This is a genomic window from Pseudomonas sp. NMI542_15, from assembly GCF_021283425.1.
Lineage (GTDB): Bacteria > Pseudomonadota > Gammaproteobacteria > Pseudomonadales > Pseudomonadaceae > Aquipseudomonas > Aquipseudomonas fortuita.
Window position 1 is genome coordinate 137111 of sequence record NZ_JAJSRO010000009.1, and the last position, 22571, is coordinate 159681.

22 protein-coding genes are annotated in these 22571 nt (G+C 63.4%); 15 read left to right on the top strand and 7 right to left on the bottom strand.

Translation table 11 applies throughout. The annotated features are described in order from the left end of the window. Positions 1–59: 59 nt before the first annotated feature. The gene (locus LU684_RS15210) at positions 60–458 is read right to left on the bottom strand and encodes a hypothetical protein (RefSeq protein WP_016487663.1); all 399 of its coding nucleotides are present in this window, start codon (positions 456–458) and stop codon (positions 60–62) included. A 210-nt stretch (positions 459–668) separates the two neighbouring features. Here LU684_RS15210 and purU point away from each other — a divergent pair, with 210 nt between their 5' ends. Genes purU through LU684_RS15240 form a run of 6 tightly spaced genes read left to right on the top strand, consistent with a single transcriptional unit; the run spans position 669 to position 7492 of the window. Further along, on the top strand, positions 669–1535 hold the full coding sequence (gene purU / locus LU684_RS15215) for a formyltetrahydrofolate deformylase (RefSeq protein ID WP_016487664.1): 867 nt from the start codon (positions 669–671) through the stop codon (positions 1533–1535). After that, on the top strand, positions 1532–2425 hold the full coding sequence (gene folD, locus LU684_RS15220; protein ID WP_095115498.1) for a bifunctional methylenetetrahydrofolate dehydrogenase/methenyltetrahydrofolate cyclohydrolase FolD: 894 nt from the start codon (positions 1532–1534) through the stop codon (positions 2423–2425). Before purU ends, folD begins: the two co-directional genes overlap by 4 nt. Beyond that, positions 2425–3666, top strand: coding sequence for an FAD-dependent oxidoreductase (locus LU684_RS15225; protein WP_016487666.1), 1242 nt, complete (start codon positions 2425–2427; stop codon positions 3664–3666). Before folD ends, LU684_RS15225 begins: the two co-directional genes overlap by 1 nt. An 11-nt stretch (positions 3667–3677) precedes the next feature. Beyond that, the gene (locus LU684_RS15230; protein ID WP_016487667.1) at positions 3678–3983 is read left to right on the top strand and encodes a sarcosine oxidase subunit delta; all 306 of its coding nucleotides are present in this window, start codon (positions 3678–3680) and stop codon (positions 3981–3983) included. Further along, positions 3980–6883 carry an FAD-dependent oxidoreductase gene (locus LU684_RS15235; protein WP_232894789.1) on the top strand — a complete coding sequence of 968 codons (2904 nt, stop codon included), beginning with the start codon at positions 3980–3982 and terminating at the stop codon, positions 6881–6883. The genes LU684_RS15230 and LU684_RS15235 overlap by 4 nt, the downstream gene beginning before the upstream one ends. A 3-nt stretch (positions 6884–6886) precedes the next feature. Beyond that, positions 6887–7492, top strand: coding sequence for a sarcosine oxidase (locus LU684_RS15240; protein ID WP_016487669.1), 606 nt, complete (start codon positions 6887–6889; stop codon positions 7490–7492). A 252-nt stretch (positions 7493–7744) separates the two neighbouring features. Here LU684_RS15240 and LU684_RS15245 read toward each other — a convergent pair whose 3' ends face one another. Then, the gene (locus LU684_RS15245; protein WP_023049469.1) at positions 7745–8038 is read right to left on the bottom strand and encodes a DUF1330 domain-containing protein; all 294 of its coding nucleotides are present in this window, start codon (positions 8036–8038) and stop codon (positions 7745–7747) included. A 78-nt stretch (positions 8039–8116) separates the two neighbouring features. On the opposite strand from LU684_RS15245, the gene ribBA reads away from it, so the two are divergent. The 7 genes from ribBA (at position 8117) to LU684_RS15280 (ending at position 16184) form a co-directional block, all read left to right on the top strand. After that, positions 8117–9238 (top strand): bifunctional 3,4-dihydroxy-2-butanone-4-phosphate synthase/GTP cyclohydrolase II, encoded by a 1122-nt coding sequence (gene ribBA / locus LU684_RS15250; RefSeq protein WP_232894791.1) that lies wholly within the window; start codon positions 8117–8119, stop codon positions 9236–9238. Between the two features lie 373 nt (positions 9239–9611). Next, the gene (locus tag LU684_RS15255; RefSeq protein ID WP_016487672.1) at positions 9612–10637 is read left to right on the top strand and encodes an ABC transporter substrate-binding protein; all 1026 of its coding nucleotides are present in this window, start codon (positions 9612–9614) and stop codon (positions 10635–10637) included. After that, positions 10634–11551: an ABC transporter permease gene (locus tag LU684_RS15260; protein ID WP_016487673.1), complete on the top strand. Its 918-nt coding sequence runs from the start codon at positions 10634–10636 to the stop codon at positions 11549–11551. The genes LU684_RS15255 and LU684_RS15260 overlap by 4 nt, the downstream gene beginning before the upstream one ends. A gap of 6 nt (positions 11552–11557) precedes the next feature. Further along, a complete protein-coding gene (locus tag LU684_RS15265; protein ID WP_016499074.1) occupies positions 11558–12367 on the top strand; it encodes an ABC transporter permease in 810 nt (269 codons plus the stop codon). Between the two features lie 19 nt (positions 12368–12386). Next, the gene (locus tag LU684_RS15270; protein ID WP_232894793.1) at positions 12387–13535 is read left to right on the top strand and encodes an ABC transporter ATP-binding protein; all 1149 of its coding nucleotides are present in this window, start codon (positions 12387–12389) and stop codon (positions 13533–13535) included. Between the two features lie 111 nt (positions 13536–13646). Next, complete coding sequence (locus LU684_RS15275) at positions 13647–14954, top strand: substrate-binding domain-containing protein (RefSeq protein WP_232894794.1); 1308 nt, start codon at positions 13647–13649, stop codon at positions 14952–14954. A gap of 165 nt (positions 14955–15119) precedes the next feature. Beyond that, positions 15120–16184, top strand: a complete 1065-nt coding sequence (locus LU684_RS15280) for a TerC family protein (protein WP_070086374.1) — start codon at positions 15120–15122, stop codon at positions 16182–16184. A gap of 388 nt (positions 16185–16572) precedes the next feature. Here the strand turns inward: LU684_RS15280 and LU684_RS15285 are convergent, their stop codons facing one another. Together LU684_RS15285 and LU684_RS15290 are read right to left on the bottom strand one after the other, a co-directional pair. After that, the gene (locus LU684_RS15285) at positions 16573–16953 is read right to left on the bottom strand and encodes a hypothetical protein (RefSeq protein ID WP_232894795.1); all 381 of its coding nucleotides are present in this window, start codon (positions 16951–16953) and stop codon (positions 16573–16575) included. 88 nt (positions 16954–17041) lie between these two features. Beyond that, positions 17042–18271, bottom strand: a complete 1230-nt coding sequence (locus LU684_RS15290; RefSeq protein ID WP_016487680.1) for an acyl-CoA dehydrogenase — start codon at positions 18269–18271, stop codon at positions 17042–17044. A gap of 139 nt (positions 18272–18410) precedes the next feature. Here LU684_RS15290 and LU684_RS15295 point away from each other — a divergent pair, with 139 nt between their 5' ends. After that, positions 18411–19337, top strand: a complete 927-nt coding sequence (locus LU684_RS15295) for a LysR family transcriptional regulator (protein WP_016487681.1) — start codon at positions 18411–18413, stop codon at positions 19335–19337. 194 nt (positions 19338–19531) lie between these two features. Beyond that, positions 19532–20686, top strand: a complete 1155-nt coding sequence (locus tag LU684_RS15300) for a cysteine desulfurase family protein (protein ID WP_016487682.1) — start codon at positions 19532–19534, stop codon at positions 20684–20686. A gap of 7 nt (positions 20687–20693) precedes the next feature. Here LU684_RS15300 and LU684_RS15305 read toward each other — a convergent pair whose 3' ends face one another. The 3 genes from LU684_RS15305 to LU684_RS15315 form a co-directional block, all read right to left on the bottom strand. After that, positions 20694–21131 carry an RES family NAD+ phosphorylase gene (locus tag LU684_RS15305; protein WP_016487683.1) on the bottom strand — a complete coding sequence of 146 codons (438 nt, stop codon included), beginning with the start codon at positions 21129–21131 and terminating at the stop codon, positions 20694–20696. Beyond that, positions 21128–21577, bottom strand: coding sequence for an antitoxin Xre/MbcA/ParS toxin-binding domain-containing protein (locus LU684_RS15310; protein WP_016487684.1), 450 nt, complete (start codon positions 21575–21577; stop codon positions 21128–21130). The genes LU684_RS15305 and LU684_RS15310 overlap by 4 nt, the downstream gene beginning before the upstream one ends. Before the next feature lie 106 nt (positions 21578–21683). Further along, the gene (locus LU684_RS15315; RefSeq protein ID WP_016487685.1) at positions 21684–22460 is read right to left on the bottom strand and encodes an SDR family oxidoreductase; all 777 of its coding nucleotides are present in this window, start codon (positions 22458–22460) and stop codon (positions 21684–21686) included. Between the last annotated feature and the right edge of the window lie 111 nt (positions 22461–22571).

Sequence of the window (22571 nt, forward strand, 5' to 3'; positions counted from 1 at the left end):
CGGTGAAAAAATTAGAGCAACTGGCGCGCCCCATGTGGGAGCGGTGCAGAAATCAAAGGTCAGGCATCACGCAGCAGGTCGTGGGTATCGAGCAGACGGAAGGCTACCTGCGGGTTGCGCTCCAGCCCGCGGCGAATTGCCGCCGGGATCGACTGCCGGGTCTTGCGGCACAGACCCGGCTGGTCATCCAGTTCAATGACGATACCGCGCATGGTCCGCACTTCGTTGTAGCCGGGGGCAATGTGCACGCGGATGCCGAGGTTTTCGTACAGGCGTTGCTGCAGGCGTTGCAGGTCCTCGAAGTCCTTGAGGTTTTCCAGGCGTTCAAGCAGGCGCTTTTCTTCCTGTCGGGTCAGCAGGAGGATGCGCTGGGCCGCCTGCGGGTGATCGACCAAGTGTTCACGGCCGCAGTCGCAGGCACCAGGAGGGCAAGGTTGGCGCAGAGGGGGTGGTGTCATGGAGCAAGCATAGCCCGGCAAAGGCCTCGAAAAAAACTTTCCTGTCAGGATAAAAAATTTCACAAACCGCTAGACCGCTAGCCCTCATTTCGCCTATAAATCGCCAAAAGGAAATTTATATTCCCACGAAGAAACACCACTTTGCCCCTTGCGAAGCTTTTTTTGCCCTTGTGCCCGACCTGCCCCACTCCATCACGAGGCCTACCCGACATGCACCCCGCTCCCGATCACTTCATCCTGCGCGTCAGTTGCCCGGCCGTGTCCGGCATCGTCGCCGCAGTGACCACCTACCTGGCCGAGCACGGTTGCTACATCAGCGAGATGGCGCAGTTCGACGACGAGGACAATGGGCGCTTCTTCATGCGCGCGGTGTTTCGCTTCAACACCGGTATCCGTGGTGATACGCCGCAACTGGAGGCTGGCTTTACCGACGTGGCCCAGCGCTTCGGCATGCAGTGGAGCCTGCACAGTAGCGCCCGGCCGATGCGCGTGCTGCTGATGGTGAGCAAGTTCGACCACTGCCTGTCCGACCTGCTGTACCGCCACGCCAAGGGCGAGCTGGACATGCACATTACCGCTGTGGTCTCCAACCACCTGGACCTGCGCCCGATGGCCGAGCGCCAGGGTATCCGCTTCGTCTACCTGCCGGTGACCAAAGACACCAAGGCCGAACAGGAAGCCGCGCTGCTGCGCATCGTCGAGGACACTGGCACCGAACTGGTGGTGCTGGCGCGCTACATGCAAATCCTCTCCGATGACCTGTGCCGGCAGCTGTCGGGGCGGGCGATCAACATCCATCACTCGTTCCTGCCCGGTTTCAAAGGTGCCAAGCCTTACCACCAGGCCTATCAGCGCGGGGTCAAACTGATCGGCGCCACCGCCCACTACGTGACCAGCGACCTGGACGAGGGCCCGATCATCGAGCAGGAAGTGCAGCGCGTGGACCACGCCTACGCACCGGACGATCTGGTGGCCATCGGCCGCGACACCGAGACCATCGCCCTGTCCCGCGCCGTGAAATACCACCTGGAACACCGGGTGTTCCTTAACCACGACCGCACGGTGATCTTCAAATGAGCGCCCTTCCCAGCGTCAAGCTGATCGACGGCAAGGCCACCGCCGCGCGGGTGCTGGCCGAAGTGCGCGAGCAGGTGCTGGAACTGCGCCAGGGCGGCGTGCAACCCGGCCTGGCCGTGGTGCTGGTGGGCGCCGATGCCGCCAGCCACGTGTACGTACGCAACAAAGTGCTGCGCGCCGAAGAGGTGGGCATCCGCTCGCTGGAACATCGCCTGCACGCCGACACCACCCAGGCCCACCTGCTGACCTTGATCGACCGCCTGAACCGCGACCCGGAGGTAAACGGCATCCTCGTGCAACTGCCGTTGCCCGGGCACATCGACGAGCACCGTGTATTGCAAGCCATCAGCCCGTTCAAGGACGTGGACGGCTTCCACAGCGAGAACGTTGGTGGCCTGGCCCAAGGCCGCGATGTGCTCACCCCGTGCACCCCCAGCGCTTGCATGCGCCTGCTGCGCGACGCCTGTGGCGAGCTGCGCGGCAAGCATGCGGTGGTGGTCGGCCGCTCGAACATTGTCGGCAAACCCATGGCTGCCCTGCTGCTGCAGGCCGACTGTACGGTGACCGTGGTGCACTCGCACAGCCGCGACCTGCCAGCGCTTTGCCGCCAGGCCGACATCCTGGTGGCGGCAGTGGGCCAGCCACGGCTGATCGGTGCCGACTGGCTCAAGCCCGGCGCGGTGGTGATCGACGTCGGCATCAACCGCGTCGATGACGGCGGCCACAGCCGCCTGGTCGGTGATGTCGACTTCGCCGCTGCCCTGCCCCAGGTCGCCGGCATTACTCCGGTGCCCGGCGGCGTCGGCCCGATGACCATCGCCTACCTGATGAAAAACACCCTGCTCGCCCTCGACCTGCAACAACAGGCCGCCCACCAGGAGCGCACCTGATGCCTTTCGCCCTGCTGAAATACGGCCTGAGTGCCGACTACCCGGTGGAGGTCGACCTGCCGCCACCGTGCGAACTCAAGCCACGCTATGACGTGGTGATCATTGGCGCCGGCGGCCATGGCCTGGCCATCGCCTACTACCTCGCCAGGTACCATGGCGTGACCAACGTCGCTGTGCTGGAAAAGGCCTACCTGGGCGGTGGCAATACCGCACGCAACACCGCGGTTATCCGCTCCAACTACCTCACCAGCGAAGGTGTGCGCTTTTACGCAGAATCGGTGCGCATGTTCCAGAACCTGTCGAACGAGTTCGACTTCAACATCATGTATTCCGAGCGCGGCCAGCTCACCCTGGCGCACACCGATGCCACCGTGCGCGCCTTCCGCCAGCGGGCCGAAGTCAACAAGCACTTCGGCGGGCGCACCGAAATGATCGACCGCCAGCAGATTCGTGAACTGGTGCCCAGCCTTAACCTCGACCCCGGCCACCTGCCGGTGCTGGCGGGCCTTTGGCACATCGACGGCGCCACCGCGCGCCATGACGCAGTCGCCTGGGGCTACGCCAAGCAGGCAGCCAAGCGTGGCGTGGAAATCCACCCGCTGACCGAAGTGCAGGACCTGCTGATTCGCAATGGCCGCATCGAAGCGGTCAAGACCAACCGTGGCACCGTACAGTGCGGCTGCGTGGTCCAGGCCGTGGCCGGCGCCAGTTCGCTGCTGATGGCCAAGGCTGGCATACGTGCGCCGATTCACACCTACCCGCTCCAGGCCATGGTCACGCAGCCGTTCAAGCCGTTCCTCGATCCGCTGGTCAGTTCGTCGGCACTGCACTGTTATGTGCAGCAGACCAGCCGTGGCGAGATCGTCTTTGGCGGCGGCTCCGACCCCTACCCGCTGTACAACACGCGCTCCACACTGGATCTCAAGGAAAGCCTGCTGGCCCACGCCATCGAGATGTTCCCGTTCATGGCCAACGCCAAGCTGATGCGCCAGTGGGCCGGGATGACCGACATGACCCCGGACTACAGCCCGATCATGGGCCTGTCGCCGGTGCACAACTACTACCTGGACGCCGGCTGGGGCACCTGGGGCTTCAAGGCCACGCCAATTTGCGGCAAGACCATGGCCGAGCTGGTGGCCAGCGGCGGCAAAGTGCCCGAAATGATCGCCCCCTTCGCCCTGGAGCGCTTCAGCCGCTTCCAGCAAGTCAACGAAATGGGCGCCACTGCGGCCAGCCACTAGGAGCAACGACAATGAAGATCCTGACCTGCCCCTTGAACGGCCCGCGCAACATCAGCGAGTTCACCTACGGCGGCGAATTCAAGCACATGCCCGACCCGGCCCGCTGCAGCGATGCCGAGTGGGCAGACTACGTGTTCAACAGCGACAACCTGGCCGGGGTGGTGACCGAGTGGTGGCTGCACAACGCCTCCAGCTACTGGTTTCTGGCCGAGCGCCACACGGTGAGTGACCAGGTGCTGCGCACCTTCGACCCGAAAGCACTGTTCGACCGCCGTGTCGACTTCACCCCCGTTGCCACACCGGAGATCGCCGGATGAACAGCCACACCCGCCTCCCTGCGCCCATGGGCCTGCTGATCGACCGCGAGCGGCCCCTGCGCTTCCAGTTCGATGGCCAGGCCTGCCAGGGCTTTGCCGGTGACACCATTGCCAGCGCCCTGCTCGGTAACGGCCGCTGGCTGCTGTCGCGTTCGTTCAAATACCATCGCCCACGCGGCCCGCTGAGCATGGCCGGGCAGGATGCCAACACCCTGGTGCAGTTGCCTGACGAACCCAACGTGCTGGCCGACCTGGAGGCCGCATGCGAGGGCCAGGTGGTCACAGGGCAGAACTTCAACGGCAGCCTGGAGCATGACCGCGACGCCTGTCTGGGCAAGTTTTCACGCTTCATGCCGGTGGGCTTCTACTACCGCTCGTTCTACAAGCCCAAGGGCATGTGGAAAGTGTGGGAACCGCTGATTCGCAAAAAGGCCGGCCTGGGCGTGCTCGACCTTGGCTTCAAGCCGCAGTACTACGACAAAGCCTATCTGTTCGTCGATGTGGCGGTCATCGGCGGCGGCCCTGCCGGCCTGCGCGCCGCGCTGGACGCGGCCAATGCCGGGGCCAAGGTGCTGCTCATCGAACAACAGCCGGTACTGGGAGGCTCGCTCACCTACGCCCGCTTCGACATCGCCGGCACCCGCGCCGCCAGCCTGCGCCAGGAGCTGTTGGCCGCCATCGAGGTCCACCCGAACATCCAGGTACTGCTGGATGCCACCTGCAACGGCTGGTTCACCGACAACTACTTGCCAGTGATCCAGCACACACGCTTGTACAAGGTGCGTGCCAGCCGTTGCCTGGTGGCAGCCGGTTCGTTCGACCAGCCGGTGGTGTTTCGCAATAACGACCTGCCGGGCGTGATGCTGACCAGCGCTGCCCAGCGGCTGATGAAGCTGTATGCGGTCAAGCCCGGCCAGCGCGCGGTGATCCTCACCGGCCACGATGACGGCTATCTGGCCGCCCTCGACTTGCAGGAGCAAGGCGTGGCCGTGGCCGCAGTGGTCGATATGCGCGCTGCGCCGGCCGATGCCGCACTGGCCGCCGAACTGAAGCGCCGCGATATCCCCGTGTACCTGGGCAGCACGGTGTACGAAGCACTGCACGAAGCGGGTATGCGTCATGTGAACGGCGTGGACATTCGCCCGATCACCGGCCAGGGCAAGGTCGGCCCTCATGGCCTGCGCCTGGCTTGCGACCTGCTGTGCATGTCGGCGGGCTACATGCCGGTATACCAGCTGCTGTGCCAGGCCGGTGGCAAGTTGGCCTATGACGTCAACCGCGACGAGTTCACCATCAGCGACCTGCCAGCCGGGTTGGGCATCGCCGGCTCGGTGAACGGCCGTCACGCGCTGACCAACGTGCTGGCCGATGCCACGCGCGGGGCTGCCGATGCAGTGGCAGCGCTGGGCCTGCAAGCGCCACCACAATCGGTGTTCAGCGCCGAAGCCAAGGTCAATTTCCCCTGGCCAATCTTTGCGCACCCCAAGGGCAAGGATTTCGTCGACTTCGACGAAGACCTGCAGGTGCGCGACATCGTCAACGCCACCCGCAGCGGCTATCGCGACGTGCAGTTGGTTAAGCGCTTTTCCACGGTCGGCATGGGCCCGTCCCAAGGCCGCCACTCGGCGCTGCCCACCGCACGCCTGGTAGCGCAGGCGACCGGCCGCAGCATCAGCGAGACCGGGGTGACTACTGCCCGCCCACCGTTCCAGGCAGAAAAGCTGGCGCATGTCGCCGGCCGTGCCTTCGACCCTTACCGGCAAACGCCAATGCACCGCCGCCACTTGCAAGCCGGGGCGAAAATGATGCCTGCCGGCACCTGGCAACGCCCGGCCTACTACGGCAAGCCCGAGGAACGTGAGCGCTGCATGCAGGAAGAAGCCCGCCATGTGCGCGAAAAAGTCGGCCTGATCGACGTGTCTACCTTGGGCGGCCTGGACGTGCGCGGCCCAGACGCCGCAGAACTGCTGGAGCGCGTCTACACCTTCGGCTTTGCCAAGCTGCCTGTCGGCCGCACCCGCTACGCGCTGATGACCAACGAACAGGGCGTGGTGATCGACGACGGCGTCTGCGCACGCCTGGGCGAGCAACACTTCTATGTCACCGCCACCACCAGCGGCGTGGACCGCATCTATCAACAGATGCTGAAGTGGAACGCGCAGTGGCGCCTGGACGTGGACATCACCAACGTCACCGCCGCCCTGGCCGCGGTAAACCTGGCCGGGCCACTGTCACGCCAGGTGCTGGCCAAGGTGTGCGCTGACGTGGACCTGTCGGCCGAAGCCTTCCCCTACCTCGGCGTACGCCTGGGCAATGTAGCGGGCATCCCCGCACGCATCCTGCGGGTCGGCTTCGTCGGTGAGCTGGGCTACGAAGTGCATGTGCCGGCGCGCCATGCCGAGCGCCTGTGGGACGAACTGATGCAAGCCGGTGCAGGCCTGGGTATTCGCCCTTTCGGCGTCGAGACCCAGCGCCTGCTACGCCTGGAAAAAGGCCATGTGATCATCAGCCAGGATACCGACGGCATGACCCACCCGGCAGAGATCGACATGCAATGGGCCATCGGCCGCAAGAAGCCGTTCTTCGTCGGCAAGCGCTCCATCGAAATCCTTGAGGCGCAGCCGCTCAAGCGCAAGCTGGTCGGTTTCACCCTGCCGAAGGGCAGCCCGCAACCACTGGAGGGGCACCTGGTGCTGGACGGGCCGGACATCAGCGGCAACGTCACTTCCTGCGAATACTCGCAAACCGTAGGGCGGATCATCGGCCTGGCCTATGCCGGTGCCCACCAGGCCACCCCAGGCATGCACATCCCGATCCGCGTGCAGGGCGGCGCGATGGTGCAGGCCAAGGTGGTGCAACTGCCGTTCCACGATCCCGACAACCAGCGCCAGGAGCTCTGAGCCATGACCCGTTTGCAAGCCGAAGCGTTTCTCCCTCACAGCCCGCGGGCCGAGTGGCGGCACACCTGCGCGTTGACCGACCTGACCGATGTGGCACGGGTCGGGTTTCGCGGGGGTGACACCGCCGCCTACCTGCAGCAGCGCGGCTACCGTTTGCCGCCGCAGCCGAACCAGGCCGTGCGCCAGGACGACGGCGGCTGGGTAGCGCGGTTGTCGCAGACCGAGTACCTGCTGCTGGGCAGCCTGGCCGACAAAGGCGCACGGGTGGCTGGCGCAGAGGCCGAGTGGGTGCAGGATGCCCAGCGTAACTACTTGCTGCCGCGCCAGGACAGCCATGCCTGGCTGCAGCTGTCTGGAGCCCTTGGCAGTGCGGTGATGGCCAAGTTGTGCGCAGTGGACTTGCGTGCCGAGGCGTTTCCGGCCGGGGCGGTGGCGCAGACTTCGGTGGCACGCATCAATGTGATTGTGGTGAATGTGGGCAGCGATGAGCGTCCAACATTACAGTTGCTGTTTGATCGGGCGTCACGGGTGTACATGCGGGCAGCGATGCTGGATGCCATGAATGAATTCGATGGCGGTTTGATTGAGCTGGGTGCGTTGGTGGGTTGATACGCGGTGAGGCCTGCAGCGTGTTCGCCGCACGATTTTCGGCGTTTGGCCCACGCTTGTGATTCGAGATTACGGCCCTCATCCAACTGTTCGGGCTCTCGCCAAAGTGGAACGGTGAATGGCAGCTTTTGCTCCCACACGTGCTCTGGGCACCTCGGGCTATCAGCTTGCCATTCACCGCTCTCACTTCAGATTCTATTCCTTCTCCAAGACACAAGCGGGTTTACCCGCGAAAGGGCCATCAGCCCAACATCAGGGTTCAAACCCTTCGACAATGATCACTTCAGCCTTCGCCACCCCCTGGCGATGGCTGCACGCCTCCTGGTACAGCGCGGACCGGTAACACGCCACGGCCTGCTCGTACGAATCAAACTCGATCACCACGCTACGCTGCGGGGTTGGCCGCCCTTCCATCGCCTCACTGCGCCCGCCACGTGCCAGGAAGCGGCCGCCGAATGCCTTGAAAGCTGCCGGAGCGCGTTGGGTGTACTGCTGGTATTGCTCGGGGTCGGTTACGTCCACGTGGGCGATCCAATAGGCCTTCATGCGCTGCTCTCCTGAAACGACGATATTTGTGTATGATGGTATACCATAATAATCACCCCACCACAGTGAGCGTGCAACATGGCATTCAACACCATCGAGGAACTTCTAGCGGACTACCGGCAAGGCAAGATGGTCCTGCTGGTGGATGACGAGGACCGAGAGAACGAAGGCGACCTGCTGATCGCTGCCGAGCGTTGCGACGCCCAGGCCATCAACTTCATGGCCCGCGAAGCGCGTGGCCTGATCTGCCTGACCCTGACCGACGAACACTGCCAGCGCCTGGGCCTGGAGCAGATGGTACCGGCCAACGGCAGCGCTTTCAGCACGGCGTTCACCGTGTCGATCGAGGCGGCCACCGGCGTCACCACCGGCATTTCCGCCGCCGACCGGGCGCGCACCGTGGCAGCGGCCATGGCCCCCACCGCCCGCCCCGAAGACCTGGTACAACCCGGCCACATCTTCCCCCTGCGTGCACGCGAAGGCGGCGTGCTGACCCGCGCCGGCCACACCGAGGCCGGCTGCGACCTGGCGCGCCTGGCTGGCTTCAGCCCGGCGTCGGTCATTGTTGAAGTGCTGAATGACGACGGCACCATGGCCCGCCGCCCTGACCTTGAAGTGTTCGCCGCCCGGCATGGCATCAAGATCGGCACCATCGCCGACCTCATTCACTACCGCCTGAGCACCGAGCAGACCATCAAGCGCATCGGCGAGCGCGAGCTGCCGACCGTGCACGGCACCTTCCGCCTGGTCACCTATGAGGACCGCATTGAAGGCGGTGTGCACATGGCCATGGTCATGGGCGACATCCGTCGCGAGCAACCGACCCTGGTGCGGGTGCACGTGATCGACCCGCTGCGCGACCTGGTCGGTGCCGAATACGCAGGCCCGCCCAATTGGACGCTGTGGGCAGCGCTGCAGAAGGTGGCCGATGAAGGTGCTGGCGTGGTGGTGATCCTGGCCAACCATGAATCCTCCCAGGCGCTGCTGGAGCGTGTACCGCAGCTGACCCAGCCGGTAAGGCCTTATCAGCGTGGGCAGTCGAAGGTGTACTCCGAAGTGGGCACCGGGGCGCAGATTCTGCAGGACCTGGGCGTGGGCAAGCTGCGTCACCTGGGGCCACCGCTGAAGTACGCCGGCCTGGCGGGATATGAGCTGGAGGTGGTGCAGAGCATTGCGTTCGAGCCCGTAATGCCGGGCTGACCTCCGCCCTCCCTGCGACACCGGCCTTGTGGGAGCGGCCTTGTGTCGCGAATGGGCCGCAGAGCGGCCCCTGCAATCTTTCGGTCAGCTCTGAAATCCTGGGGCCGCTTTGCGGCCCATTCGCGACACAAGGCCGCTCCCACAACGCCCCCGGCAACCAAACCTGAGGGCAGGGTGATGGCCGGTCGCCTCATACCCCTTGCCAAAAGTTTGGAATACCATAATATGATATCCCGTAGACCTTAAATCTGCAGGCCGGCACCTACAATTAAAAACGGCCACCCAGACACTTTGTTTTAGCTGCTCCCCGAACACTGTTGGCGGGCGCACCACAAGCCCCGCCTCGAATAACAAAAGCAACGAGGGCGTAACCATGCTGTTGAGCAAACGTGTAACCGCAGTGCTGTCCGCCAGCCTGCTGACCCTGGCATGTCAAGCCGCCCAAGCCGCTGACAGCCTCAACTTCGTCAGCTGGGGCGGGACCACCCAGGACGCCCAGAAAGAAGCGTGGGCCGTACCCTTCACCAAAGCCACCGATATCAAGGTCGTGCAGGACGGCCCCACCGACTACGGCAAGCTCAAGGCCATGGTCGAAAGCGGCAACGTGCAATGGGACGTGGTGGATGTCGAAGCCGACTTTGCCCTGCGCGCCGCCAGCGAAGGCCTGCTCGAACCCCTCGACTTCAACCAGATCAAGCGCGACAAGATCGACCCGCGCTTCGTGTCCGACCACGGCGTCGGCTCGTTCTTCTTCTCCTTCGTACTGGGCTACAACGAAGGCAAGCTCGGTGCCAACAAGCCGGTGGACTGGACCGCACTGTTCGACACCAAGACCTACCCTGGCAAACGCGCCCTGTACAAATGGCCCAGCCCCGGCGTGCTTGAACTGGCCCTGCTGGCCGACGGCGTAGCGCCGGACAAGCTGTACCCGTTGGACCTGGACCGCGCCTTCAAGAAGCTCGACACCATCAAGAAAGACATCGTCTGGTGGGGCGGTGGGGCCCAGTCGCAGCAGCTGCTGGCTTCGGGTGAAGCTTCCCTCGGGCAGTTCTGGAACGGCCGTGTCTACGCCCTGCAGCAAGACGGCGCTCCCGTGGGCGTGAGCTGGAAGCAGAATCTGGTCATGGCCGATTTCCTGGTCATCCCCAAAGGTGCCAAGAACAAGGAGGCGGCCATGAAGTTCCTGGCCAACGCCAGCAGCGCCGAAGGCCAGGCCGAGTTCGCCAACAAGACCGCCTACGCCCCGGTGAACGTCGACAGCGTGGCCAAGCTGGACAAAGACCTTGCGCCAAACCTGCCCACTGCCTACGCCCAGGACCAGGTCACACTCGACTTCGCCTACTGGGCTAAAAACGGTCAGGCCATCGCGGCCCGCTGGAATGAGTGGTTGGTCAAATGAAAGTCGCCATCAACGCCCTGCATAACGCGCAAGGTGCCCCCACGGGCACCGGCGCCCCTGGGACGGCCCCTCGCCGCACCAGCCTGAGCCAACGCTGGAAAGGCAGCCGCAACCTGCTGCCGGCCCTGCTGTTTCTTGGCTTGTTCTTCTTCGCACCGCTGGTCGGCCTGTTGCTGCGTGGCGTGCTGGAGCCAACGCCGGGGCTGGGCAACTACGAGCAGCTGTTTGCCAACTCAGCCTACGCACGGGTGCTGTTCAACACCTTCTCGGTAGCTGGCGTAGTCACCCTGATCAGCGTGCTGCTGGGCTTCCCGCTGGCTTGGGCGATCACCCTGGTGCCCAAGGGCTGGGGCCGCTGGCTGCTGAACATCGTGCTGCTGTCGATGTGGACCAGCCTGCTGGCGCGCACCTACTCGTGGCTGGTGTTGCTGCAAAGCTCGGGGGTGATCAACAAGGCGTTGATGGCCATGGGTATCATCGATACCCCGCTGGAAATGGTGCATAACCTCACAGGCGTGGTAATCGGCATGAGCTACATCATGATCCCGTTCATCGTGCTGCCGCTGCAGGCCACCATGCACGCCATCGACCCGATGGTGCTGCAGGCCGGTTCCATCTGCGGCGCCAGCCCGTGGACCAACTTCTGGAAGGTGTTCCTGCCGCTGTGCCGTTCGGGGCTGTTCTCCGGGGCGCTGATGGTGTTCGTGATGTCGCTGGGCTACTACGTTACCCCTGCGCTGCTGGGCGGGGCGCAGAACATGATGCTGCCCGAATTCATCATCCAGCAGGTGCAGTCGTTCCTCAACTGGGGCTTGGCCAGCGCCGCTGCGGCATTGCTGGTGGCGATCACCCTGGTGCTCTTCTACCTGTACCTGAAGCTGCAGCCGGAATCCCCGGTCGGCAACGCGAGGTAAACCGCCATGCTCCTGTCTCCCAATGCCATGGGCCGCCCGCTGCGTACGGGCCTGTACCTGACCACCGGGGTCATCGCGGCCTTCCTGCTGCTACCGGTGGTGTTCATCGTGTTGCTGTCGTTCGGCTCGTCCCAGTGGCTGGTATTTCCGCCCCCGGGCTGGACCTTCAAGTGGTACGGCCAGTTCTTCTCCAACCCGGAGTGGATGGACGCCGCGCTGGCCAGCCTCAAGGTGGCCGTGCTGACCACCGTCGCCGCCGTGCTGCTGGGCCTGCCCAGCGCATTCGCCCTGGTGCGTGGCCGCTTCCCGGGCCGTGAGCTGCTGTACGGCCTGTTCACCATGCCGATGATCGTGCCGCTGGTGATCATCGCCGTGGCGGTGTACGCACTGTTTCTCAAGCTCGGCTACACCGGCACGCTGTTCGCCTTCGTGGTCAGCCACGTGATCGTCGCCCTGCCCTTCACCATCATCTCGATCATCAACTCGCTGAAGCTGTTCGACCAGTCGATCGAAGATGCCGCGGTGATCTGCGGTGCCTCGCGCCTGCAGGCTATTTTCAAGGTCACCTTCCCAGCCATTCGCCCGGGAATGATCGCCGGCGGCCTGTTCGCCTTCCTGGTGTCGTGGGATGAGGTGGTGCTGAGCGTGATGATGGCCAGCCCCGACCTGCAGACCCTGCCGGTAAAAATGTGGACCACCCTGCGCCAGGACCTCAGCCCGGTCATCGCCGTGGCCTCGACCCTGCTGATCGGCCTGTCGCTGCTTGTCATGTTCATTGCCGCCGCCTTGCGCCGGCGCACCGAAACAAACGCCTGAGCGCGCGGAGAAAACAACAATGAGTGCAGTGATCAAAGACATCGCGCCAGGCAAGACCCTGGTCAGCCTGCGCGGCCTGAACAAGCACTACGGTGACTTCACCGCCGTGGACAACCTTGACCTGGAAATCCAGGACGGCGAGTTCCTGACCTTCCTCGGGTCCAGCGGCTCGGGCAAATCCACGACCCTGTCGATGCTGGCCGGCTTCGAAACACCCAGCAGTGGCGAGATCCTGGTGGATGGCCAGTCGCTGGTGAATGTACCGCCGCACAAACGTGACATCGGCATGGTGTTCCAGCGTTACTCGCTGTTCCCGCACCTCAACGTGCGCGACAACATCGCGTTCCCCCTGGCCATCCGCAAGCTCAGCACCAGCGAGACCAAAAAACGGGTCGACGCCATGCTCAAGCTGGTACAGCTGGAGCAGTTCGCCCACCGCAAGCCGTCGCAGATGTCCGGCGGGCAACAGCAGCGCGTGGCGATTGCCCGGGCACTGGTGTACGAGCCACGCATTCTGCTGATGGACGAACCGCTCGGCGCACTGGACAAGAAGCTGCGCGAAGACCTGCAGGACGAGCTACGCCAGTTGCACCGTCGGCTGGGTATCACCATCGTCTACGTCACCCATGACCAAGAGGAAGCCATGCGCCTGTCCCAGCGCATCGCCATCTTCAGCCATGGCAAGATCGTCGGCCTGGGCACCGGTTACGACCTGTACCAAAACCCGCCGAATGCCTTTGTCGCCTCGTTCCTGGGCAACTCCAACTTCTTGCGCATCAAAGCCAGCAGCAACGGCGCAGGCAGCTTCGAAGGCCAGCCGGTGGCCATCCGCCTGACCCCGGGCCTGGCCGCTGCGCAGGATGCGCTGATCATGGTGCGCCCGGAAAAAGCCCTGGCCCTGACCGTCGACCAGGCCGCCCGCGAACCACTGCCGGCGGGCTGGAACGAGGTGAGTGCCAAGGTTGGCGAAGTGCTGTTCCTGGGTGAAAGCCAGACCTGCCATGTGGTGACTGCAGGGGGCACCGAGCTGACGGTGAAAGCACTGTCGGCTGCGGGCATGCCGATGCAGCCGGGTGACAGCGTGAAGGTGCGTTGGGCGGTAGCCGATGCGTGCATCTATACCGAGTGGGCCGAGAGTGACCTGAGCAAATCCGCCGGGGCGCATTGAGTTCATCACTCGCCGCACAGGGAGGGCAAGGCCCTCCCTGTGCGGCTGTCACATTATCATCACGCCACTGTCGTAATCTGCCGGCCATCTCTATGCCATAGGCCACCCGGCATGCCCCGCCTGTTTGTCTTGCTGCTCACTTTGCTACCGCTGGCCACCCTGGCCGAGCCTGTGCACCTGCGCGTTCAAGGCTCCAACACCATCGGCGCAGCGCTGCTCCCTGCCCTGGTAAAAGGGCAACTGCGCGCGCAGCAGGCCACAGTCGTCGAGCAGCAGCCGGGCAAGGTCGCCAACGAGTTGGTGATAACCGCGCGCGACGCACAGGGGCAAACCGTACGCATCGACATCGCCGCTCATGGGTCCAGCACCGGCTTCGCCGCCCTCGGCCGTGGCGATGCCGACCTGGCAGCTGCCTCGCGGCCGATCAACGACAGTGAAGTGCGCCTACTACGTGCCCTTGGCGACCTGCGCACTGCCAGCGCCGAACAAGTGATCGGCCTGGACGGTGTTGCGGTCATCGTCCACCCCGACAACCCGCTACCACAATTGAACACGCAGCAGCTGGCGCAGATTTTCTCTGGGCAGATCCAACGCTGGGAGCAATTGGGCATTCCTGGCGGCGCCATTCACCTGTACGCCCGCGACGACCGCTCCGGCACCTTCGAGACGTTCAAGGCGCTGGTGCTGGAGCCCCAGCACAACGAGCTGTCAGCCAAGGCTCTGCGTTACGAGTCCAGTGACGAACTGGCCGCGCAGGTGGCCACCGACCGCCAGGCCATCGGCTTCAGCAGCCTGGCTGCGGTGCACGGGGCCAAGGTGCTGGCGGTAGCCGAAGGCGACGCACCGGCCATGCTGCCGGAGCGCGCCCTGGTGGCCAGCGAAGATTACCCGCTGTCACGGCGCCTGTACTTCTACCTGCCGGCCAACCCCAAGCCACAGGCCAGAGCCCTGGCCGACTTTGCCCAGAGCCCGGCCGGCCAGGCCATCGTCGCCCAGCAGGGCTTTGTTTCGCAGCAGATCACGGCCCAGCCAGTCGTGCCCCAGGCAGACATGCCGCCGCGCTACCGCACCCTGGCCCAGCAGGCGCAGCGGCTGAGTGTGAACTTCCGCTTTCAGGAAGGCAGCGCCAGCCTCGATAACAAGGCCCTGCGTGATGTGCAGCGGGTGGCCGAATACCTGCGCCAGGCTGGCAAGCTGCAGAGCAAAGCGGTGCTGGTAGGGTTTGGCGACCCCAAGGAAACGCCTGGCCGCGCCGCCCTGCTCTCGCGCCTTCGGGCCCAGGCAGTGCGCCGCGAGCTGGCGCGCGATGGCGTGGAGTTGCTGGAGGTGACGGGCATGGGCGATGAACTGCCGGTGGCCGGCAATGAGCTGGAGCAAGGGCGACTGCGCAATCGGCGGGTTGAGGTGTGGGTGTACTGAATTGATGCAGGGGCCCTGGCAAAGAAATGTAACAGCTCCCCATTCGGTATCTCCTGCAATCGGGTCTAGGCTCAAAGTCATGTGATACCGGGCCCCTCTGACGGCTGCCAAGCCGCCATGTCGGATCACTGTTGCCATGCAACGTCGACATTCAAGGAGGGGCTCATGACAGCTCTGCAAGCATTCCTCACCACCCCCGTACTCGGTACCAGCACCTGGTTGTGGCTGGTGTTCATTGCCATCGTCATCGGTTTGCTGGTGCTCGACCTGGGCGTGCTGCACCGCCACGACCGGGAAATCGAAATGCGCGAAAGCCTGCTGCTGTACTCGGGCTACTTCAGCGTTGGCGTCTTGTTCGGCGTCGGGGTCTGGTACCAGCTGGGCGCGCAATCGGCGCTGGAGTTCTACACCGGTTTCCTGGTCGAGCAATCGCTGTCGATGGACAATGTCTTTGTCATGGCGATGATTTTCAGCTACTTCGCCATTCCCCGCCGTTACCAGCATCGCGTGCTGTTCTGGGGCATCCTGGGGGTGGTATTCCTGCGGGCGATCATGATAGGTGTAGGCGCCGCGCTGGTGCAGAACTTTGCCTGGGTGCTGTATCTCTTCGGTGCTTTCCTGTTGTTTACCGGGGTGAAGATGGCGCTTTCGAAAGAAGACAGCCACCCTGACCTGGCCAACAACCCGATACTCAAGTTCGTGCGCCGGCACATGCGGGTCACCGACCAGATCCACGGCTCGCACTTCTTCGTGCGCCAGACCCCGCCCGGGCACAGCAAGGCGCTGCGCTACGCCACCCCGTTGTTTCTGGCGCTGGTGCTGATCGAACTGGCCGACCTGGTGTTTGCAGTCGACAGCGTGCCCGCGATTTTCGCCATCACCCAGGATCCATTCATTGTCTACACCTCGAACATCTTCGCCATTCTTGGGCTGCGATCGTTGTACTTCGCGCTGTCGGCGTTGATGCACCGGTTTGTATACCTCAAGTATGCGTTGGCGCTGGTGCTTATCTTTATTGGTTGCAAGATTTTCTATCACGGCATGGTGGGCAAGGTGCCGGCACTGCTGTCGTTGGGGGTGACGTTCGGGTTGTTGCTGGGTGGGGTGGTGGTTTCGTTGGTCAAGACGCGGGGGGAGAACCCGGCGATCGCGGATCATTCGCCTGAGCAGTCTTCAAATGCCGATTGTCCAGTCAGCCCGAAAGACGAAGACCCGCAGATGCGGATCTGATACGGCTACTTGATTTTAAATAATGCCCATACAACTACCATCCAGATGAATCCAGTCATGCTTAGCCACGCAGCAACCTTCAACTTACGCTTCAGCTTCTGCGGAAAGGCATTCAACTCGCCAGCATCCAGTTGCCCCATACGCAGCGCTAATCACGGAAATGCAACTAGTCCACTTACCGTACAAAGGGTCAGCCAGCGCCACTCAAATGATCCAGAACCCCATACACGCTTAATGCTTTCGAAGTAGGGATTGCTCGTGATGGCCGAGCAGGCGACGCCATAATCTTTCGTCAACGTCGCGACAACACTAAGAGCTAGCCCAGGTATACCGATAACAAAAGGACTTAGTAGAATTACCAATTTGGCAAGTGGTTGCCAGCCAGTAATCAATCACTGGTCGCCTCGTAGATAACCTCGCCTACCGACTCACCGAGCTTGCCGCCCAGCACTCCCCCAGCCATACCGCTGGCACCCACCAGCACTATGCCGCACACTGGCCCGGCCAGACCTGCAGAGCCCATAGTAACAACGGCACATACTGTTCCGGATACGAGGACTGCTCCTGAGGAGCCAAGCATAGCTCCGGCGGTTCCAACAGCAAAACCTCCTGTCTCGGTCAGTCTGACCTTTTTACAAGCTGCGAAAAACGCTGGGCTGTTCAAGTGGCCATGGCGCAGGAACTCTCGCTGGTGCAACTGCTCGATACTGGTCAATGTATGACTGACCTGTTTCAAACCTTGATCGAGCATGTCCTTGCCGACGCCCATGGTCAGATACTTCCTACACATTGCGGGAGTTTGCGCGATCACTGTGGGAGCGGGTTCACCCGCGAAGAGGCCGGTGCAGGCCGCTGACTCAGCGCCCGCTACGCAACAGCTCCACCGGCACATACTTGCCAATTTCATATTTGCCAATCGCCGCCCGGTGCACTTCATCCGGCCCGTCGGCCAGGCGCAGGGTGCGCTGCATGGCGTACATGTAAGCCAGCGGGAAATCGCCACTCACCCCTGCCCCACCGTGAATCTGAATCGCCCGGTCGATCACCTTCAACGCCACGTTCGGCGCCACCACCTTGATCTGCGCGATCTCGCTGCGGGCCACCTTGTTGCCCACGGTGTCCATCATGTATGCCGCTTTCAGCGTCAGCAGCCGGGCCATGTCGATTTCCATGCGTGAGTCGGCGATCTTGTCGACGTTGCCGCCCAGCCGTGCCAGTGGCCGACCAAATGCAGTACGTTCCACCGAACGTTTACACATCAGCTCCAGCGCACGCTCGGCCATGCCGATCGAGCGCATGCAGTGGTGGATACGGCCAGGGCCAAGGCGCCCTTGGGCAATCTCAAAGCCGCGCCCCTCACCGAGCAGCACGTTTTCATAAGGCACCCGCACGTTCTCGAAAAGCACTTCGGCATGGCCATGAGGGGCATCGTCATAGCCGAACACCGGTAACGGGCGGACGATCTTCACGCCCGGCGCATCGGTGGGCACCAGCACCATCGAATGCTGCTGGTGGCGTGGCCCTTCAGGGTCGGACAGGCCCATGAAAATCATGACCTTGCAGCGCGGGTCGCAGGCGCCGGAGGTCCACCACTTGCGGCCATTGATGACCCATTCGTCACCGTCACGCACGGCAGTGGCGGCCATGTTGGTCGCGTCCGAGGAGGCCACGTCCGGCTCAGTCATGGCAAACGCCGAGCGGATCTCGCCGCGTAACAGCGGCTCCAGCCACTGGCGTTTCTGCGCTTCGCTGCCATAACGCACCAGCACTTCCATGTTGCCGGTGTCCGGCGCCGAGCAGTTGAACGGTTCTGGCCCGAGCAGCGAGCGGCCCATGATTTCCGCCAGTGGGGCGTATTCCAGGTTGCTCAGGCCGGCGCCGTATTCCGATTCGGGCAAGAACAGGTTCCACAGCCCTTCGGCGCGGGCCTTGGCCTTGAGTTCTTCCATGATTGCCGTGGGCTGCCAGCGGTCGCCCTCGGCAACCTGGCGCTCGAACACGGCTTCGGCGGGGTACACGTAGGCGTCCATGAACGCAGTAACGCGCTCGCGCAGTGCCTGGACCTTGGGCGAATAGGCGAAATCCATCGGGGCTACCTTCACGGTTCGGAGTACATGGGCAGAGCCTAGAGCAGCGCAACCCCATCCACCTAGTCTATTTTCCGTGTGTATAAACATTCATAACCGATATATGATCGGCCAATAATTCCAACAAAGAGCGGCGCCCATGAACCTCAGCAAGGTCGACCTCAACCTGTTCATCGTGTTCGATGCGATCTACACCGAAGCCAACCTGACCCGCGCCGGGCAGATTGTCGGCATTACCCAGCCAGCGGTGTCCAATGCCCTTTCGCGGCTGCGCGAAACCTTCAACGACCCGCTGTTTGTGCGCACTGCACAAGGCATGGTGCCCACGCCGATGGCGCAGAACATCATCGGCCCGGTGCGCAACGCTTTGGCACTGCTGCGTACCTCGGTGCAGGAAAGCCGCATCTTCAACCCGCAGCAGGCCAACAAGACCTTCCGCATCAGCATGACCGACCTGACCGAAGCGGTCATCCTGCCGCCGCTGTTCCAGCGCCTGCGCCGTCTGGCGCCTGCGGTGCTGATCGAAAGCTTCCTGTGCAAGCGCCGCGAGACCACCAAGGAGCTCGCCGCCGGCCGCCTGGACTTCGCCATTGACGCGCCCCTGAACACCGACCCGCAGGTGCGCCACATCAAACTGATGCAAGACCGCTATGTGTGCGCCCTGCGCCAAGGCCACCCGCTGGCTGACAGCAAGCTGACCCTCGACAGCTACCTGAGCATGACCCACATCCATATTTCCAGCCGCCGCAACGGCCTGGGTTACGTCGACCTGGCGCTGGGCAAGATGGGTGTACAACGCAAGGTCGCCCTGCGTTCGCAGCACTACCTGATGGCCTCGCAGGTGTTGCAGCAGACCGACATGGCGATGACCGTCCCCGAGCGCTTCGCCCGTCGCCATCAGTTGCGTTACCAGCCACTGCCAGTGGAGGTGCCGGCACTGGAAACGCACCTGTACTGGCATGAAAGCACCGACCAGGACCCGGCCAACCGCTGGATGCGCGAGCAGATCACCGAATTGTGCGAACGCGTGGTAGCCGAGGAAGAGAAGACCCCACAGCCTGCCTGAAGACGCCTGCGAGCGGCGGCGCCTCAGCTCTGCTCGACTGTAGAAAAATATTCTCCAAAAAGTTCGCAGTGGAGAAATTTTTATTACAGAGATTCAGAAAAAAATTGGCGGGAAGCGAAAACTATCTTCTTCATCGCGGGTACGCTTATCCCAACAATCGCCGATTTCACGGCGACAGATATGGACCCGCCCGAATGCCTAGCGCCCCTCTTTATTTCGATTACGCCGCCACCACCCCCGTCGACGACCGGGTCATCGAAACCATGCTTGCCTGCCTTGGCAGCGAGGCCAACTTCGGCAACCCGGCGTCCAGTGGCCATGCCTACGGCCAGGCCGCGCGACAGGCCGTGGAGCACGCTCGCCAGCAGGTGGCCGAGCGCGTCGGCGCGCAAGCCGACAACCTGGTCTGGACCTCGGGCGCGACCGAGTCCAACAACCTGGCACTCAAAGGCATTGCCCAAGGCATCGACCAGCCCGGGCACCTGATCACCAGTCAGCTAGAGCACAAAGCCGTGCTCGACACCGCGGCCGAACTTGAACGCCAAGGCTGGGCCGTCACCCGCCTGGCGCCGGATGCTGCCGGCCTGATCCAGCCTGCAAGCGTGCAGGCAGCGTTGCGCGCCGATACCCGCCTGGTGTCGCTGATGGCGGTCAACAACGAGCTGGGCACGGTTACCGATTTTGCCGCCATCGGCCAACAGGTGCGTGACCACGGTGCCCTCCTGCACGTGGACGCCGCACAGGCCGTAGGCAAGCTGGCCATCGACCTGAAGGCGGTGGCCGTGGACATGATGTCATTTTCGGCGCACAAGGTTTACGGGCCAAAAGGGATCGGCGCGCTCTATGTCGGCCCACGCGCCCGTACGCTGATGCGCGCGCAGATGCACGGCGGCGGCCATGAGCAGGGCCTGCGTTCCGGCACCCTGGCAACCCATCAGATCGCGGGCATGGGCAGCGCCTTTGCCTTGGCCGGCGAACCAGGTGACAGCGAGCACCAGCGCCTTGAGCAACTGGCCACGCGCCTGCGCGAGGGCCTGCTGGCTTTACCCGGCGTCACCCTCAACGGCAGCGCCAGCCAACGCATCCCCCACACCCTGAACCTGTGCATCGACAGCAAGGGCTTCAACAGCGCGGCCCTGGCCAGCGAGCTGGCCTTGTCGACCACTTCGGCCTGCAACTCGGCGAGTAACGCCGCCTCCCATGTGCTGCTGGCACTGGGGCTGGACGAGCGTCAGGCGCGCAACAGTGTGCGCTTGAGCATCGGCCGATTCACGACCGAGGCGCAAGTGGACCAGGCGCTCGCAGTGTTTGGCCGGGTGCTGACGACGGCATCGGCTGCACTGTGGTGAACACACGCTAGAACAAGCGGCTGTCCGGGGTAAAATCCTCGACCTGGATTTTCGCACGCTGTGCCTGCGCGTGCCGTGGGTTGAACAGGTAGTTGATGGTGCTGGGCATGATCGCGCTCGGCACGGGCAGCAGTAAAGCCGAGCAGTCATCCAGAAAGCGATTGCCCAGCGCCCGGGTCAACTCAGGCTGAGCGGACCAGCCGGGCTGCAAGGCGGGCAACTGCGCCTGTGAAACCGTATCAGGCAATTCGATACGGATCAGGCGCATGGTGGTAGGAAAATCCTCTGGGTCGATCTCCAGGTGCACAAGCACCTCGAGCATCGCCCCGGAAGGGCTGGTGGCGGCATACACCACGGGCCGGCCCGCCTGGTGCCAGCGTCCGCTAACACGCAGCCCCCCAGTGCCGCTCAAATCTGCATAGGCGCTGATACGCCACAAAATCACAGGCCAAAACCCTCGGCAATCTGCAGCAGCATCTCTTCGACCTGAGTGGTGCCTTGCTGGGTTGTGAGCATCTGCATCGGCGTCAGCCCCGAAAAACGTTCCTTGGGCTTGGACAGCCAGCGCTTGGCCTTGTCCGCCTCGCCAAACACGGCTTCGGCCATGGCGGTGATGTGGGCCGAACGGAACAGCCGATCACTCTCTTCCACGGTCAGCGGCTGGTCACGCTCGATACGGGTTTTCAGGGTGCGCAGGGGAATGATCTGGTCCCGCTCCACCGGCGTGAACACACCGCGCTCGGTCAGCTTCACCAGCCAGGTAGCGGCAAAACCGTGGGTGATCCGGGTGTGGATTTCGAAGTCACTGGCAAGTTCGGGTATTTCCAGCAGCGCCTGCAGGCGCGCCCGGTACTCGTGGTAACCGTTGTCACGAAGCACTTCGGCAAGCATGGCATACTCCTGTTTCGGCGTTTGCCGACAAGTATGCGGTATTCACCGGATCATTGCCAGTTTGACTGGCCCCCTTGGTTGTGGGGGCACTGCGCCCCCGCTCCTTTCAGAAGGTACCCGGATAAGCCCCGCCATCGATCAGCAGGTTTTGCCCGGTGATATAGCCGGCATGCGCACTGCACAGGAACGCACAGTACGCGCCAAACTCCCCGGCATCGCCAAAGCGCGCCGCCGGGATGGCCTTGCGCCTGGCCTGGGCAGTGGCTTGCACATCGCCACCCGCCGCCTGCAACGTTTTTTGCAAGCGCGCGGTGTCGAACGCCCCAGGCAGCAGGTTGTTCAGTGTCACATTGCTGCCCGCCAGGCGCTGCTGCCGGGCCAGGCCGGCAATGAAACCGGTCAGGCCACTGCGGGCGCCGTTGGACAGACCAAGCATGTCGATCGGCGCCTTCACCGCGCCTGAGGTGATATTCACCACCCGCCCGAAGCCCCGCTCGGCCATGCCGTCGACAACTGCCTTGATCAGCTCGATGGGGGTGAGCATGTTGGCGTCCAGCGCCTTCAGCCAGTCGTCACGCCCCCAGTCACGGAAGTCCCCCGGTGGCGGGCCACCGGCGTTGTTGACCAGGATGTCGACCTGCGGGCAGGCCGCCAACAGCGCCTGGCGCACCTGGGCATCAGCAACATCGCCGGCCACGGTAAGCACCTCGATGCCCGGGCAGGCCGCACGCAACTCGCTGGCGGTCTGCATCAGGGTGGCTTGGGTGCGGGCATTGATGACCAGGTTCACGCCTTCTTTGCCAAGCGCCTCGGCGCAGCCTTTGCCCAGGCCTTGGCTGGCCGCGCAGACGATGGCCCAGCGGCCGGTAATGCCTAGATCCATTGTGTTGGTCCTTGATGCAGTAGGGTTTCAGGGGGGTAATCTAGAGCACAGGACAGGGCCGCCGATAATGAAAAGAGCTGATCCACCAATAACCGGCATTTATCCCCGCCA